This is a genomic window from Hydrogenophaga sp. (assembly GCF_036675665.1).
In the GTDB taxonomy this organism is placed as follows: Bacteria; Pseudomonadota; Gammaproteobacteria; order Burkholderiales; family Burkholderiaceae_C; genus Hydrogenophaga.
In genome coordinates, this window is sequence record NZ_JAKFEO010000034.1 from 1 (window position 1) to 15,536 (window position 15,536).

The 15,536-nt window shown below is 67.1% G+C and carries 12 protein-coding genes and 1 pseudogene; 9 read left to right on the top strand and 4 right to left on the bottom strand.

Annotated features, from left to right (window positions below):
• Positions 1-122: pseudogene (locus tag V6M63_RS12670) on the bottom strand (electron transfer flavoprotein subunit beta/FixA family protein); the annotation flags it as partial.
• Between the two features lie 332 nt (positions 123-454).
• Between V6M63_RS12670 and V6M63_RS12675 the strand changes: the two are divergent.
• The 6 genes from V6M63_RS12675 (at position 455) to V6M63_RS12700 (ending at position 8,261) form a co-directional block, all read left to right on the top strand.
• Positions 455-1,171 (top strand): response regulator transcription factor, encoded by a 717-nt coding sequence (locus V6M63_RS12675; protein ID WP_332742301.1) that lies wholly within the window; start codon positions 455-457, stop codon positions 1,169-1,171.
• 38 nt (positions 1,172-1,209) lie between these two features.
• Positions 1,210-2,880 (top strand): FecR domain-containing protein, encoded by a 1,671-nt coding sequence (locus tag V6M63_RS12680; RefSeq protein WP_332742303.1) that lies wholly within the window; start codon positions 1,210-1,212, stop codon positions 2,878-2,880.
• Positions 2,881-2,887: 7 nt separating this feature from the next.
• On the top strand, positions 2,888-5,245 hold the full coding sequence (locus V6M63_RS12685; protein WP_332742305.1) for a CHASE2 domain-containing protein: 2,358 nt from the start codon (positions 2,888-2,890) through the stop codon (positions 5,243-5,245).
• A 120-nt stretch (positions 5,246-5,365) separates the two neighbouring features.
• Positions 5,366-6,379 (top strand): TRAP transporter substrate-binding protein, encoded by a 1,014-nt coding sequence (locus V6M63_RS12690; RefSeq protein WP_332742307.1) that lies wholly within the window; start codon positions 5,366-5,368, stop codon positions 6,377-6,379.
• Positions 6,380-6,456: 77 nt separating this feature from the next.
• Positions 6,457-6,969 (top strand): TRAP transporter small permease, encoded by a 513-nt coding sequence (locus tag V6M63_RS12695; RefSeq protein ID WP_332742309.1) that lies wholly within the window; start codon positions 6,457-6,459, stop codon positions 6,967-6,969.
• Positions 6,966-8,261, top strand: a complete 1,296-nt coding sequence (locus V6M63_RS12700; protein ID WP_332742311.1) for a TRAP transporter large permease — start codon at positions 6,966-6,968, stop codon at positions 8,259-8,261. Before V6M63_RS12695 ends, V6M63_RS12700 begins: the two co-directional genes overlap by 4 nt.
• Here the strand turns inward: V6M63_RS12700 and V6M63_RS12705 are convergent.
• The 3 genes from V6M63_RS12705 to V6M63_RS12715 are packed head-to-tail and all read right to left on the bottom strand — an operon-like array spanning position 8,238 to position 11,410.
• Positions 8,238-9,569: a mechanosensitive ion channel family protein gene (locus tag V6M63_RS12705; protein ID WP_332742313.1), complete on the bottom strand. Its 1,332-nt coding sequence runs from the start codon at positions 9,567-9,569 to the stop codon at positions 8,238-8,240. The two genes, V6M63_RS12700 and V6M63_RS12705, sit on opposite strands and share 24 nt — an antisense overlap.
• Positions 9,570-9,591: 22 nt before the next feature.
• A complete protein-coding gene (locus V6M63_RS12710) occupies positions 9,592-10,404 on the bottom strand; it encodes an enoyl-CoA hydratase (RefSeq protein WP_332742315.1) in 813 nt (270 codons plus the stop codon).
• Between the two features lie 52 nt (positions 10,405-10,456).
• Positions 10,457-11,410, bottom strand: coding sequence for a histone deacetylase family protein (locus V6M63_RS12715; protein WP_332742317.1), 954 nt, complete (start codon positions 11,408-11,410; stop codon positions 10,457-10,459).
• A 26-nt stretch (positions 11,411-11,436) separates the two neighbouring features.
• Here V6M63_RS12715 and V6M63_RS12720 point away from each other — a divergent pair, with 26 nt between their 5' ends.
• The 3 genes from V6M63_RS12720 (at position 11,437) to V6M63_RS12730 (ending at position 15,501) form a co-directional block, all read left to right on the top strand.
• Positions 11,437-12,357 (top strand): AAA family ATPase, encoded by a 921-nt coding sequence (locus V6M63_RS12720; RefSeq protein ID WP_332742319.1) that lies wholly within the window; start codon positions 11,437-11,439, stop codon positions 12,355-12,357.
• Between the two features lies 1 nt (position 12,358).
• Positions 12,359-13,393: a DUF58 domain-containing protein gene (locus tag V6M63_RS12725; RefSeq protein WP_442909586.1), complete on the top strand. Its 1,035-nt coding sequence runs from the start codon at positions 12,359-12,361 to the stop codon at positions 13,391-13,393.
• 86 nt (positions 13,394-13,479) lie between these two features.
• Positions 13,480-15,501 carry a transglutaminase family protein gene (locus V6M63_RS12730; RefSeq protein WP_332742321.1) on the top strand — a complete coding sequence of 674 codons (2,022 nt, stop codon included), beginning with the start codon at positions 13,480-13,482 and terminating at the stop codon, positions 15,499-15,501.
• Positions 15,502-15,536 lie beyond the last annotated feature (35 nt).

Consider the following 15,536-nt stretch of genomic DNA (forward strand, 5'->3'; position numbering starts at 1 on the left):
ATCTCGTCAAACGGGTTCATGCTCATCTTGACGTTGGCGATGTCCACACCGCTGCCGTCGCTCTTGACGCGCACCTTGACGTTGTAGTCCACCACGCGTTTGACGGGGACGATGACTTTCATGTTGGGCTGCTCCTGATGATGTGAAAACGAGGCGACACGAATTGACGTGTACGTCAATTCAAAGATTGTATGCCGGTGACCTGAGGCGCCCCCTCGCAAGTGAAGAGGTGCAGCAGCCACGCCGTAAACGAACGGTCGTGCTTTTTTGCCATTGTAGACGGTTAGGCCTGCGCCGGGAAGCCAGATGTCTCCAATGCGCCGGCGGTCACCCTTCGCATCAAAGGGCTTCATTTCTTAATGAATTGTCAAATCGGCTGCAGGGGCGTGTCCGCGTCTATATATTCGTGCAAACCCTAGCCTCAGCCATCCCATGCTCAATTTGCCCAAGCCACATGCGTATTGCCGCCGTTGATGACGATCCGGCGCAGCTGGATCTGATCAAGGCCGTCGTCGCATCCATGGGCCACGACTGCCATCTTTTCGAGAACGCCAACGCGCTGATGCGCGTGTTGCCCAAAGAGACCTTCGATCTGTTCATCGTCGACTGGGAGCTGCCCGACATCCCGGGGCCAGACGTCATCCGCGCCATCCGCGGCCGGGCGGTCGCGCCGGTGCCGATTCTTCTGATGACCAACCGCAGCGACGAGCGCGACATCGTCGAAGGACTCCACAGCGGCGCCGATGACTACATGGTGAAGTCCGCACGCGTGGGCGAGTTTCGTGCGCGTCTCATGGCGCTGCTGCGCCGGGGCGGCCATCTGCCGCCGCCCAACGAAATGGTCTGGGGCCCGTACCGCTTCCAGGTGCAGGACCGCGGCGTGAGCGTCGATGGCCAGGACATCTCCGGCTTGAATGGCAAGGAATTCGATCTGGCTCTCATCATGTTTCGCAACCTGGGCCGACTGCTGTCGCGCGCGCACCTGATCGAGGCCGTCTGGGGCGGCGAGGCGGACGTCTCGTCACGCTCGCTCGACGTGTACATGTCGCACGTGCGCAGCAAGTTGCGCCTGCGCGCTGAGACCGGCTACAAGCTGGTGTCGGTCTACAACCACGGCTACCGGCTTGAGGAACTCGCACAGGCACAGACGGTCGGGGCCGGCAAACGATGAACCGAGTGAAGCCCGACCGCTCCTGTCCTGGGGCTTGTGTGCCACCGTGGGCACGAACGCTGGCGCTGCTCTGCCTGGGCCTGCCGGCGCTTGCGCTGGCCCAGGACCGTGTGCACATCGTGCAGCCAGGCGACAACCTGCACGACCTGGCTCGGCGCTATCTGGACGATCCCGCGCAATGGCCGCAACTGCAACAGGCCAACGGCGTGAGCCATCCGCGCCAGCTGAAACCCGGTAGCCGGCTGGTGATTCCCGCTGCACTCGCCCGGCCCGATCCCACGCCGGCGGAGGTGCTGCATGTGGCCGGGCCCGCCAGCGTGAGACGCGACGCCAACACCCCGGCCGTTCCCCTGGTGGCGGGCGAGCGCGTGAACGAAGGCGCCCGGATCGAGGTGGGCGACGGCGGCTTCGTGACACTGCGCCTGGCCGACGGTTCGGTCGTGCGCCTGGCCGCCGGTACGCAGCTGAGGCTGCGCGAGCTGCGCCATGCACCGGCTTCGGGCCAGTCGCAATCGGGCATCGAACTCGAACGCGGGCGCGTCGACGCCACCGTCACCCCGCTGCGCACGCCGCGCAGCCGCTTCGAGGTGCACACGCCGCGCGCGGTCGGGGGGGTCAGGGGCACCACCTTCGGCGTGGCGGTGGCCGACGGCGGCGATTTCCTGGGCGACGTGCGCGAGGGGGCCATCCAGGTGCGCGCGCCCACCGCTTCGCCGGGTCGTTCGGCCCAGGTGAGCACCGGCCAGGGTGCCCGCGTGGGGACCACTGGCGCCATTGCGGTGACGCCGCTGCTGCCGCCGCCCGACCTCTCGCGCGTGCCGGGCGTGGTGGAAGACATCTCGTTCGTGGAGCTGCCGCTGTCGCCCGACCCGGCGGTGTCGGCCTGGCAGGTGCGCATCGCCAGCGACACGTCGGCCGAGCACGTGGTGCGCAACGGCACGTTTCGGCAACCCGCCGCGCGTTTCGCCGGGCTGAACGACGGCACCTACCTGCTCGCGGTGCGGGCCACGGACCGCCATGGCATTCCGGGCGCGGAGGCGGTGCGCCCATTGGTGGTCAATGCGCGCCCGCAAGCCCCGCTGCTGCGCGAGCCCCGACCAGACAGCGAGCGGGTGGCATCCGATGTGACACTGCTGTGCACCGAAGGCACTGGTGCGCTCGGCTACACCTTCCAGCTGGCGCGCGATGCAGCCTTCGAGGACCTGGTGGTGCAGTCACCGGAGGTCGATCAATGCCGTTACACCGTGCCCGCACTGGCGCCGGGCAACTACTTCTGGCGGGTGGCCTCGATCGGGCGCGATGTGCAGGGCCAGCGAGACCAGGGTCCATTCAGCCAGCCGTCGACGTTTCGCGTGCTGGCGCTGCCGCCGACGCCCAGCGCGCCGGTCATGCGTGAGGGCGATGTGCGCACACTCGCCATTGCCTGGAACGCAGGCCCGGGCGGCCCGTGGCGGCACCAGATCCAGATCGCCCACGACGCAGCATTCACCCGCTTTCTGAACGACGAGCTGCTGACCGAACCGGTCTTCACGCGCGCCATGCCGCCAGCCGGCATCTACCACGTTCGGGTGCGCCAGATCGATGCGCGGGGCCTGCAAGGTGCCTGGACAGACACGCAACGTCTGACCTTGCACGGCCACGTCGCAACCTCCGACGCGCAGCCGCTCACCAGCGCAGAAGGCAAGCCGGTGCGGCTGGGCGCACCATGATCCCGGCGTGAACGCGCGCCCGACCGACACCACCGAGGCGCCGCAGTCGGCTCCGCGCACACGGCGACCCCGCACGCGCTGGTTCGAATGGGGCCTGCTGTCGGCCGCCCTGCTGGCCGGCGTCTTGGCACTCGCCAGCCTGCGGGCGCTGGAGCGTGTCGACCTCGCTCTCATCGACCCGTTGACACGACTGCGCCTGGGCCCGGTCTCGGCCGAGATCGTGATCGTGGCCATCGACGACAAGAGCCTGGCCGCCATCGGACGCTGGCCCTGGCGCCGCGCCTTTCACGCCGCGGTGCTGGACCGCATCACCGCGGCCGGGCCGCGCGCCGTGGGGCTGGACCTCATCCTGGTGGAGCCGGGCGGCGACGACGCCCCGGACGACGCCCTGCTGGGCCAGGCCCTCGCACGCAACGGCAAGGTGGTGCTGCCGTTGATGCTGCTTGACGGCCAGGGCACCGGCCGGCTCGTGCGCAGCGACCCGGCGCCCGCGCTCGCTTCGGCCGCGGCGGCCATCGGCCACATCCATCTGGAGATCGACAACGACGGCATCGTGCGCAGCACCTTCCTGCGCGAAGGCGACGGCAGAACCTGGTGGGACCATTTCGCGCTGGCGATGCTGCGCGTGGGCGGCTTTGCGCTGCCCGATGCGCTGCCCGGTGAGCGTGCGCCGGCCTCGGCAAGCGCCGGCGCCTGGCAGCGTGACCACTGGGTGCAGATTCCGTTCGCGGGACCACCGGGCCGCTTCGAGCGCATCCCGTATGTCGACGTGCTCAAAGGCCAAGTGCCGCCCGAACGGCTGGCGGGCAAATACGTGCTCGTGGGCGCCACAGCCGCCGGCCTGGGCGATGCATATGCCACCCCCCGTTCGGGTCAGGCCGAGCTGATGTCGGGCGTCGAAATTGCGGCCAACGTGATGAACGCATTGCTGCTCGATCAGCGGCTGCAACGCGCCACCACCGCGCAGAACGCGATGTTCAACATGCTGCCGGTGGCACTCGCCCTGCTGGCCGTGCTGCTGCTGACGCCCACCGCCGCGCTGCTGGCCAGCGCAGCCTTGCTGGCAACCATTGTGGTCGCCACCGCGCTCGCGCCATCCGTGGCAGGCCTGCAATTCGCGCCCACGGCCGGGTTGCTCGGCGTGCTGCTGGCCTATCCACTGTGGGTATGGCGCCGGCTTCGCACGGCCATGGGCTATCTGATCGAAGAGTTCCAGCGCATGGAAGCGCGCCACGATCTGCCGACGATGTTGCCGGCGGCCCGCTCCGGCGACCTTCTGGACCGGCACATCGACGCCTTGCAGAACGCCTCCGAGCAGTTGCGCAACCTGCACCGCTTCGTCAGCGAGACCCTCAACAGCCTGCCCGACGCGACGCTGATCGCCAATGCCGCCGGCCAGGTGCTGGCGGCCAACCAGGCGGCCTACCGCTACTTCCTCAAGCACCCGATGCGGCAACTGCGCGGCCATCCACTGATCGACCTGCTGCACGAGGTTCACCGCAGCGGCACAACCCAGCCGGTGCTGGACGCCGAGCGGCTGCACCATGAGAACCGACCGTGGGGCACCGAGGCGAGCGACGCCCGGGGCAACGATCTGCTGGTGCGCTTCGTGCCGGGCTTCAACACCGACGGCCAGACCACCAGCTGGATCGTCAGCCTGGTCGACATCACGCCTATCCGCGAGGCGGAGCGTCAGCGCGACGTCGCGCTGCGCTTCATCTCGCACGACATGCGATCGCCGCAGTCTTCGATCCTGGCGCTGCTGGAAGTGCAACGCTTGCGCCCCGAGCAGCCGATGCAGCCCGACACGCTGGCCCGCATCGAACGCCATGCGCGCCGCACGCTGGACCTGGCCGAGGAATTCGTGCAACTCGCGCGCGCCGAATCCAGCACCTACCGCATGGAAACCGTGGACCTCACCGACCTGCTCGACGAAGCCGTGGACGAGGTGTGGCCGCAGGCACAGGCGCTGCAGGTCACCATCGAGGTGCAGCGTCCCGACGAACCGGCCCTGTGCGAAGCCGACCGCGGCCTGCTCACCCGCGCCATGGCCAACCTCATCGGCAACGCGGTGAAGTACGGCGGTCACGAGAGCGCCACGGTGCAATGCGCCGTGCAACGCGTGGACGAGGGCTGGCGGGTCTGCATCACCGACCAGGGCCCGGGCATGACACCCGAGCAGCAGCAGCGACTGTTCCAGCAGTTCGCACGGCTCGATCCCGAGCGGCGCGCGGCGCGCGGGGTGGGTCTGGGTCTGGCGTTCGTACGCACCGTGGTGGAACGCCATGGCGGGCGCATCGTGGTGTCCAGCCAGCCCGGCCAAGGCACCACCTTCCACTTCACACTCGGCCTCCAGGACCGTTAACCAACCGATCGGTCGGCCAATTCGGGTAAGTCTGGAGACGCTGAAAGAAGGTATTCACCTATAGTGAAATTTCCTCACATATTTATGTTGAGTAACCATCCATCTGCCCAGGAGACCCGCATGAAATCCCGTTCCCTAGCCGCCGTCGCTCTGTCCACCACCTTGCTGGCGGGCGGTGTTGTGTCGGCCCAGACGGTGTTCACCGTCTCCAGCTGGCTGCCACCCACCCACACGCTGAGCACGTCACAGAAGACCTGGTGCGACATGCTGGAGAAGGAAAGCACCGGCCGCATGAAATGCAACATCCTGCCCAAGGGCGTGGTGGCGGCACCCGGCACATTTGATGCCGTGCGCGACGGCCTGGCCGACATCTCGTACACGGTGGACGGCTACACCCCCGGTCGCTTCATCAACACCCAGGTGGCCGAGTTCCCGTTTCTCGGCGACAACGCCGTGGCCACCTCGGTCGCTTACCAGCGCGTCTACAGCAAGTATTTCGCCCCTCTGGGCGAGCACCGCGGCGTGAAGGTGCTGGCGGTGTTCACCCACGGCCCGGGCGTGATCTTCAACAGCAAGAAACCGGTGACCTCGGCCGCCGAGGCCGAGACCCTGAAGTTCCGCATCGGGGGCGGCAACATCAACGAGCTCTCCAAGGCCATGGGCTGGAACACCACGCTCAAGGCGGCGCCCGAGTCGTTCGAGCTGCTCTCCACCGGCGTGATGGACGGCACCTTCTTCCCCGACGAATCGATCGCCTCGTTCAAGCTCAGCATGATCAAGCACGCCACCGACTTCCCCGGTGGTCTGTACAACACCAGCTTCGTCTTCATGATGAACCCGGCCAAGTACAACGCCCTGTCGGCGCAGGACAAGGCTGTGGTCGACAAACTCTCGGGTGAGCCGGCCGCGCGCCTGTTCGGTGCAGGCTGGGACAAGGTGGACGCGGCCAGCCGCGACATGCAGAAGAGCCAGGGCGTCGCACGCATCACCGCCGACAAGGCGTTCGTGAAAGCCGTGATGGACAAGCAGGACTACCTGGAAACCAAGTGGGCGGCCAGCGCCCAGGTCAAGGGACTGCAGAATCCCAAGGCCGTGCTGAGCGAATTCCGCGCAGAGATCGCCAAGGTGAAGTAACTTCCGTGCCACCCACGTGGCCTTGCCGGGCCGGCTGAGCAGCACGCACAGCCGGCCTTTTCACATCAAGATTCATCATGCTCAAGACGATCGATCGCGGGTTGCGCTGGTCCACCGGACTCATGGCCGCCATGGCCCTGTTTGCCATCATGTGGCTCACGCTGGTGGACGTCACCGGCCGCAAGTTTTTCAGCAACTCGGTGCCAGGCAGCCTCGAGATCACCGAGATCCTCATGGTCATCGTGATCTTCGGCGCCCTGCCCATGGTGTCCTGGCGTGGTGAACACGTGGTGTTCGACTCGCTGGACCACCTGATCCCCGACTGGTTGCGCGGCATCCAGGCCCGCGTGGTGCACCTCATCTGCGCCGTCACCTTCGGTTTTCTCGGACGCCTCATGCTCATGCGCGCCGAGCGCTTCGCCGAATACGGTGACACCACCGTGCACCTGCAGTTGTCCATCGCACCCGTGGCCTGGCTGATGGCAGGCCTGCTGGTTCTGACGGGTCTGGTGCACCTCCTGTTCGTGTTCGTGAAGGCGCCGGTGCCCGAGCACCACCACTTGCCCGCCGCCGACAGGACCGCACCATGACCGAGGCTTTCCTGGGATTCGTGGCCGTGTTCATCATGGCCTTCCTGCGCATTCCGCTGGCCGTGGCCATGGCCATCGCGGGCATCATCGGCATGGGCCTGATCCGGGGGTGGCAGCCGGCTTTTGCCAGCACCAGCCAGGTCATCTTCGAGACAGGTTTTCACTACGTGCTCTCGGTCATCCCGCTGTTCGTGCTGATGGGCAATCTGGTGGCCCGCGCCGGCATGGCGCGTGAACTGTTCACCGCCGCCAATGCCTTCGTGGGTCACCGCAAGGGAGGCCTGGCCATGGCCAGCATCATTGCGTCGGGCGGCTTCGGCTCCATCTGCGGTTCATCCATTGCCACGGCGGCCACCATGACGCGCGTCTCGTACCCGGAGATGAAGAGCCATGGCTACAAGGACACGCTGGCCACCGGTGCCATTGCCGCAGGCGGCACGCTGGGCATTCTCATCCCGCCGTCCACCATCCTCGTCATCTACGGAATCATCACCGAGACCGACATCGGCAAGCTGTTCATTGCGGGAATCCTGCCCGGACTGGTGGCCATCACCTGTCTGTGTCTGGGCGTGGTGTATGTCACCTGGCGCGATCCGGCAGCCGGTCCGCGCGCCGAGCGCTTCTCTTGGGTCCAGCGATTCGCTGCGATCCGCGGCATCTGGGGCGTGGTGGTGCTGTTTGCGCTGGTGATCGGTGGCATCTATGGCGGCGTGTTCACAGCCACCGAAGGTGCGGGTGTGGGCGCGGCGGGCGCGTTCTTCTTTGCGCTGCTGCGCGGCTCGCTCACACCGAGGGTGCTGATGGACATCCTGGTGGAGAGCACGCGCACCACGGCGATGCTGTTCACCATCCTGATCGCCGCCATGATCTTCACCAATTTCATCAACTTCACCACCATGCCGGGCGACCTGCGCGACTTCGTGCTGCAGTTCAGCCCCCACCCCCTCATGGTGGTGGTCATGATGATGGGCATCTACCTGATGCTGGGCATGGTGATGGAAGAACTGGCCATCGTGCTGCTGACCATTCCGGTGTTCTTCCCGGTCATCACCGGCCTGGGTTTCGACCCGGTGTGGTTCGGCATCCTGATCGTGACCATCGTGGAAATCGGGATGATCTCGCCGCCCGTGGGCCTGAACCTCTTCGTGATCAACTCACTGCTGCCCAACGTGAAACTGGGCGCCATCTACCGGGGGGTGTGGCCCTTCGTCATGGCCGACATCGTGCGCCTGGGCATCCTGATCGCCTTCCCGGCCATTTCCCTCTGGCTACCGGGATTCATGAACCGCTGAAGCGGCAGCGTCGGCATCGCCGGGTCGCTGCTTGATGTGCAGCACGCGCTGCGGGTAGGGAATCTGGATCTGGTTCTCGCGCAAGGCCTGCAGCACCTTGCGGTTGACCAGCGATCGGATGTTGAGGGTGCCGTTTTCCGGATCGGCAATCCAGTAGCCCAAGGTGAACTCCAGGCCGTCGGCGCCAAAGTTGGACAGGGCCACCGATGGCCCCGGTTCCTTGAGCACGCGGTCCTGGGTCAGTGCAGCTTCCCTGAGCAACTCCATCACCTGTTCCACATTGCTCTCGTAGCCGACCGACACCACCGTCGACTGCCACAGCCGGTCGTCGGCCAGCGAGAGGTTCTCCACCCGGTTGATGATCAACATCTCGTTGGGCACGATGGACTCGCGACCCGTGGTGGAGCGGATCACGGTGTAGCGCGCGTTGATGTCGGTGATGAGGCCTTCGAAGTTGTCCACCCGAACGTTGTCGCCGATGCGCATGCTGCGCTCGGCCAGGATCACGAAGCCGCTCACATAGTTGGACGCGAGCTTCTGCAGGCCAAAGCCGATACCCACACCGATGGCCCCACCCAGCACCGACAGCGCGGTGAGGTCAATGCCCACGGCCGAAAGCGCGATGATCAGGCCGAAGAACATCAGCAGTGCGCGCGTGGCATTGCTCACCGCCTTGCGCAGCGACAGGTCGCCCCCCACCGCCTTGCGCAGCAGGCGCGTTTCGATGGCCGAGGACACCCACAGCGAAAGAATCAACACCGCACCGGCGGTGAGGATGCCTTCGATCATGGTGCGCAGGCTCAGCGTGGTGGCGCCGATCTTCCAGCTGATCTGGTCCATCTCGGCCAGCACCACCGGCAGCAACCCGCTGACCCACAGCACCATGGCCAGCCACGCCACCCACGAAATGGTGCGCTCGAGCACACGCACCCATGGTGCGGTGGCAAAGGCCACCTGCAGCACCTTCACACCCACCCGGATCACCACCAGCGACACCAGCACGGGAATGGCGACCTTGAAAGCCGCCAACGGCAGGGCGGCCGTCAGCCAGGCGCGCGCCACATAGGCCAGCATGAGCAGCAGCAGCGGAAACATCACGCCATCAATGAGACTCCGGCCAAACAGAACCGACGTCTTCTCGTCCTGCATGCGCAGCGCGCGACGCAGCAGCCAGGTAATGCCCAGCGCCAGCGCAATGCACACCGCCAGCGCGCCCAGTTCGGTCAGAACGGAGGGCTGCGCGAAGGCCGACAGCCAGAGACTGAAGTCGTCGATGGGTTTCGGGGCGGCGAAAGGGGTGGTGGCCATGGGAAGAAAACAGCTCGAGAGGTCAGGCGCGCCAGCTCGGCGCGCGTTTGTCGATGAAGGCCTGCACGCCTTCTTGCGCCACGTCGTGCGCCATGTTGCAGGCCATGGTCTGCCCGGCGAGCTGGTAGGCCGACTCGATGCCGGTCTCCAGCTGGCGGTAGAACAGCGCCTTGCCCATGGCGATGGCCTCGGGCGGTTTGGCGAGGATGCGATCCACCAGCGCGGTCACTTCCGCGTCCAGCGCGTCGGTGGCAACAACCCGGTTGACGAGGCCCCGGGCGCAAGCCTCGTCGGCGGAGATGAAGTCGCCCGTGAGCAGCATCTCCATGGCCTGCTTGGGCAGGATGTTGCGCGACAGGGCCACGCCCGGCGTGGCGCAGAACAGCCCCACGTCGATGCCGTTCACACCAAAGCTCGCGTTCTCGCTGGCCACCGCCAGATCGCACTGAGCCACCAGCTGGCAGCCCGCGGCCGTGGCCAGACCTTGCACGCGCGCAATCACCGGCACCTCCAGCTTGCGGATGGCGAGCATCAGGCGCGAGCAGCGCGCAAACAGCGCCTGGTAATAGGCCAGCTCGGGGTGCGCCCGCATTTCCTTGAGGTCGTGCCCGGCGCAGAAAGCCTTGCCGTTGGCGCCGATCACCACCAGCCGCGCCTGCGGGTCGGCGGCCACCGCATCCAGTGCCGCCTGCAGCGCGGCGAGCATGGCTTCGGACAGCACATTGAAGCTGCGCGGGGTGTTGAGGGTGAAGGTGTGCACGCCGCGCTCGTCGCGGGTGTGCAGGAGAACGTCGCCCACAGAGGGCTCGTCGGTCGTGACAGGTGCTTGGCTCATGCAGCGGATTGTCGGAGATTCCTGTGACGGCTTCCGTACCACGGTGGATCGATCAAACGTCGGCCAGCACCCGCAAGTGCGCTTCCACGCTGCGCCCCAGTGCGCTCAGGGCGTACCCGCCTTCGAGGCAGCTCACGATGCGGCCTTTCGCGTGGCGTTGCGCGACTTCCTTCACCCGCATCGTCATCCACGCGTAGTCCTGCTCGACCAGGCCGAGCTGCGCCATGTCGTCTTCGCGGTGCGCATCGAAGCCCGCGCTGATGAAGATCATCTGCGGCTTGTGCGCGTCGAGCCGGGGCATCCAGGTCGTGTCGATGAGCTCGCGGATGTCCATGCCCTTGGTGTAGGCCGGCACCGGCACATTGACCAGGTTGGCCGCGGTGGCGTGTTCACACAGCGGATAGAACGGGTGCTGGTAGAAGCTGCACATGAGGATGCGCTCGTCGCCCGCGACGATGTCTTCGGTGCCGTTGCCGTGGTGCACGTCGAAGTCGATGATGGCCACGCGTTTCAAACCGTGGCGCTCCAGTGCGTACTTGGCGGCCACGGCCACGTTGTTCACGAAACAGAAGCCCATGGCCTGGTTGCGCGTGGCGTGGTGGCCGGGTGGGCGCACGGCGCAGAAGGCATTGGGCATTTCGCCGGCCATCACGGCGTCGGTGGCGTCGATGGCGGCACCCGCGGCCATGAGGATGGCGTCCCAGCTGTGGATGTTGATGGAGGTGTCGGGGTCGACCTGCGCGTGGCTCGGGCCGCCGGCCTTGATCTCGTCGCGCAGGTTGTCGCTCAGGCCGCGCAGCGACGCCAGGTGCATGCGGCCGTGCGCGAGTTCGAGGTCGGCCATGGAGGCGGCGGTGGCCTCGCGGCGCTCCAGCGCCACGTCGAGTCCGCTGATGAGCAAACGGTCCTCGATCGCGTCCAGACGCTCAGGGCATTCCGGGTGACCGGCGCCCATTTCGTGCCTCCAACAATCCTTGTGGGTGAAATACCCGGTGGCCTGGCCCATGGCGGTTTTACGGTAAGGTTCGCGGCATGCAAGCCGACACAAAAATCCAACAGTTGCTGAATCAGCTTAACACGGTGATCGTGGGCAAATCCCAGCAAGTTTCCGACTGCGTGGCCTGCTTGCTGGCCGGTGGACACCTCCTGATCGAAGACGTCCCTGGCGTCGGAAAAACCACCCTGGCGCACGCACTGGCGCGCTCGTTCGGCCTGCAGTTTTCGCGCGTTCAATTCACCGCCGACCTCATGCCCAGCGATCTCGTGGGGGTGTCGATCTACGAGCGCGGCCGCGAAGCGTTTGTGTTCCATCCTGGGCCGGTGTTTGCCCAGGTGCTGCTGGCCGACGAAATCAACCGCGCCAGCCCCAAGACCCAGAGCGCCCTGCTCGAAGCCATGGAAGAAAAACAGGTGACGGTGGAAGGCGAAACACGCGCGCTGCCCGAACCCTTCTTCGTCATTGCCACGCAGAACCCGCACGACCAGCTGGGCACCTACGCGCTGCCCGAATCGCAGCTGGACCGTTTCCACATGCGCCTGTCCATCGGCTACCCCGACCGCGCGGCCGAGCGCGAACTGCTGCGCGGCCAGGACCGCCGCGACATGCTCGACAAACTGCCCCCCGCCCTCTCCCCGGCCGACCTCGCCGCCCTGCAGCACACGGTGAGCCAGGTGCACACCGCCGAGCCGGTGCTGGAGTACCTGCAAGACCTGGTGGCCGCCACGCGCAACGGGCAGTGGTTTGCGCAAGGCCTGTCACCGCGCGCCGCGCTCGCCGTGGTGCGCTCGGCGAAGGCGCAGGCCTACTTGAGCGGACGCGACTACGTGGCGCCCGACGACATCGCAGCCATCCTGCCGCAGACGGTGTCCCACCGCCTGATTCCCGTGCGCGACGCGGGGCGCGGGCCGGTGGAACAGGTGCGCGCGATGCTGGAAGCCACACCCCTCCCGTGACATGGTGGCCACCGCTGCGCGCTCGCCCGCTGGCGCCCTGACTTTGAAATCCTGGCGACATCCGTGGCGCTCGATGCGCGCCCAAATGCAGACCTGGTGGCACAACCGCCTGCCCAAGTCCGACACGCTCACGCTGACCCAGCGCAACGTCTACATCCTGCCCACCCGCCCGGGCTGGATGCTGGCCTTCACCTTGCTGCTGCTGCTGGTGGCCAGCATCAACTACCAGCTCAACCTGGGCTACCTGCTCACCTTCCTGCTGGCCGGCAGCGCGGTGGTGGGCATGCATGTGTGCCACGGCAACCTGCGCGGCATCACGCTGCTGCTCACGCCGCCCGAGCCGGTGCACGCGGGCCAGGCGGTGACGCTGACCGTGCGCCTGTCCAGCGAACGCAAGCACACGCGCTACGGCATCGGCATGGGCGTGATCGGCGCCGACCCCGCACACGCCCCGCTCGCCTGGACCGATGTGCCCGCACAAGGCAGCGCCCAGCTGAAGGTGAGCTTTCCGTCGCCCGAACGCGGCCTGCACCCGCTGCCGCCACTGAGTGCGCAAACCCTGTTTCCGCTGGGCACCTTCCGCGTGTGGACCGTGTGGCGCCCGGCCTCGGGTGTGCTGGTCTACCCCGAGCCCGAAAGCCATCCGCCACCGCTGCCCCCGGGCGAGCCGCAGGCCGGCAGCTCGGGCGCGGCGCGCGTGCAGAGCACCGGTGAATTCGACGGCGTGCGAGCCTACCGCCGGGGTGACCCGCTCAAGGCCGTGGTCTGGCGCAAAGCCGCACAGGCGTTCTCGTCGGGGCGTGACGATCTCGTCAGCCGCGATGCCTTGTCGCACCAACGCCAGCAGCTCTGGCTCGACCACGCGCAGTGCGGCGGCGCGGGCCTGGAAGCGCGGCTGTCGCGCCTGACGGCCTGGGTGCTCATGGCCGACCGCCAGGGGCTTGACTTCGGCTTGCGCGTGCCCGGCCGCGACATAGCGCCTGACCAAGGCCCGGCGCACCGCGCACGCTGCCTGGAGGCGCTGGCCATATGTTGAAGAATGCAGCAACCGGTTTTGCCGCCGGGCCGCCCCAAGGCAAAACGCGCCCCCCCGGGGGGCAGCGACCCGCGCAGCGGTGGAGCGTGGGGGCCACACTCCCCAGAGACACGCGCGACACGCTCTTTCTGCTCGCCGTGATCGGCTGGGTGGCGTTCATGCAGGTGGGCCACACGCCCTGGTGGTGCACCGCGCTCACCGCCGGTGTGCTGGTGTGGCGCACCACGCTCGCGCTGCGCGGTCTGCACCTACCCGGCTGGCCGGTGCGCGTGGGCCTGCTCGGGCTCACGCTGGCCGCCACCTTCATGACCCACAGCACCCTGATCGGGCGCGACGCGGGCGTGACGCTCATCGTGGTTCTGCTGGCGCTCAAGACGCTGGAGATGCGCGCCCGGCGCGACGCCTTCGTGGTGTTCTTTCTCGCCTTCTTCACGCTGCTCACGCACTTCTTTTATTCGCAGTCGTTGCTCACGGCGGCCGGCATTCTGGTGGCGCTGCTGGGCCTGCTCACCGCGCTGGTGAACGCCCACATGCCCGTGGGCCGCCCGCCGCTGTCGCAGGCCGCGCGCATTGCCGGCGGCATGGCGCTCATGGGTGCGCCCATCATGCTGGTGCTGTTCCTGCTGTTCCCGCGCCTGTCGCCGCTCTGGGGCATGCCGGGGCAAGATGAAACCGGGCGCAGCGGCCTCTCGGGCTCCATGAAGGTGGGCCAGATCGCCCAGCTGGTGCTCGATGACAACATCGCCTTGCGGGTGCGTTTTGAAGGCCGCCCGCCACCGCAGGGCCAGTTGTACTTTCGCGGCCCGGTGCTCAGCAGCTTCGACGGCAGCGAGTGGCGCGCACTGCGCTCGGGTTTCCCGCAGTCCATGGCCTTGCCCACCGACCTGCGCGTCTCGGGCGAGCCCGTGCGCTACCAGGTGACCATGGAGCCCAACCGCCGGCCCTGGCTGTTCGTGCTGGAAGCCACCCCGCAAGGCCCCGAGGTGCCCGACAACGCGGTGCGCATGAACAACGAGCTGCAGTGGTTCACGCAGCGCCCGATCAACACGCTGGTGCGTTACAGCGCCGAGAGCTACCCCACATTCCGCTACGGGCCACAAAGCCAGGCGGTGGCCCTGCAAGACCAGATTGCATTGCCCGGTGGCTTCAACCCGCGCACCCTGGCGCTGGCACAGGCGCTGCGGCGCGAACACGGCACTGGCCCCGAGGCCACCCCCCGGCTCATCGACGCTGTGATGAACCGCCTGCGCACCGGCGGCTACAGCTACACGCTGGAGCCCGGCCTCTACGGCCAGAACACCGCCGACGAGTTCTGGTTCGACAAGCGCGAAGGCTTCTGCGAACACATCGCCAGCAGCTTCGTCATCCTCATGCGCGCACTCGACATTCCCGCGCGCATCGTCACCGGCTACCAGGGCGGCGAACTCAACGGCGTGGACGGCTACTGGACCGTGCGCCAGCGCGACGCCCACGCCTGGGCCGAGGTCTGGTTGCAAGGCCAGGGCTGGGTGCGCGTGGACCCCACCTCGGCCGTGGCGCCCGGGCGCGTCGGCTCGTTCGAGCGCCTGCGTGCACCACAAGGCGCGCTGGCCGGCGCCATCGGCAACTTCAACCCCAACCTCACCGCCCAGCTGCGCGCCGCGTGGGAGGCCATGAACAACAGCTGGAACCAGTGGGTGCTGAACTACACCCAGGGCCGCCAGCTCGACCTGCTGAAAAACCTGGGCTTCAGCTCCCCCAGCTGGACCGACCTGGCCTATGTGCTCATCGGCGTGGTGGTCTTGGTGAGCCTGCTCGGCGCGGCGTGGACGCTGTGGGAGCGCCAGCAACACGACCCCTGGCTGCGCCTGCTGCGGCGCGCGCGCACCCGGCTGCACAAGCTGGGCCTGGAGAGCGCCGACCACACCCCGCCACGCGAACTGGCGCTGCGCGTGCAACAACGCTGGAACCATGACAACGTGGACGCCGGTGCCGCCGCGCGGCTTGCACAATGGCTGCTTCGCCTCGAGGCCCAGCGCTATGCGCGCCCCGGCTCTGGGGACGCCACCCTGTCCAGCCTGCAGCGCGAGTTTCAGCGGCTGGCGTGGCCCCGAAACACCGACGCCTGACCCCGACACCTGACCCCACCAACATCCGATCAAGG

Coding starts and splice junctions, on each gene's coding strand:
- V6M63_RS12710 (WP_332742315.1), bottom strand. CDS start 10,404: ATGAGCCAAGCACCTGTCACGACCGACGAGCCCTCTGTGGGCGACGTT.
- V6M63_RS12675 (WP_332742301.1), top strand. CDS start 455: ATGCGTATTGCCGCCGTTGATGACGATCCGGCGCAGCTGGATCTGATC.
- V6M63_RS12715 (WP_332742317.1), bottom strand. CDS start 11,410: ATGGGCCAGGCCACCGGGTATTTCACCCACAAGGATTGTTGGAGGCAC.
- V6M63_RS12695 (WP_332742309.1), top strand. CDS start 6,457: ATGCTCAAGACGATCGATCGCGGGTTGCGCTGGTCCACCGGACTCATG.
- V6M63_RS12720 (WP_332742319.1), top strand. CDS start 11,437: ATGCAAGCCGACACAAAAATCCAACAGTTGCTGAATCAGCTTAACACG.
- V6M63_RS12705 (WP_332742313.1), bottom strand. CDS start 9,569: ATGGCCACCACCCCTTTCGCCGCCCCGAAACCCATCGACGACTTCAGT.
- V6M63_RS12690 (WP_332742307.1), top strand. CDS start 5,366: ATGAAATCCCGTTCCCTAGCCGCCGTCGCTCTGTCCACCACCTTGCTG.
- V6M63_RS12725 (WP_442909586.1), top strand. CDS start 12,359: ATGGTGGCCACCGCTGCGCGCTCGCCCGCTGGCGCCCTGACTTTGAAA.
- V6M63_RS12700 (WP_332742311.1), top strand. CDS start 6,966: ATGACCGAGGCTTTCCTGGGATTCGTGGCCGTGTTCATCATGGCCTTC.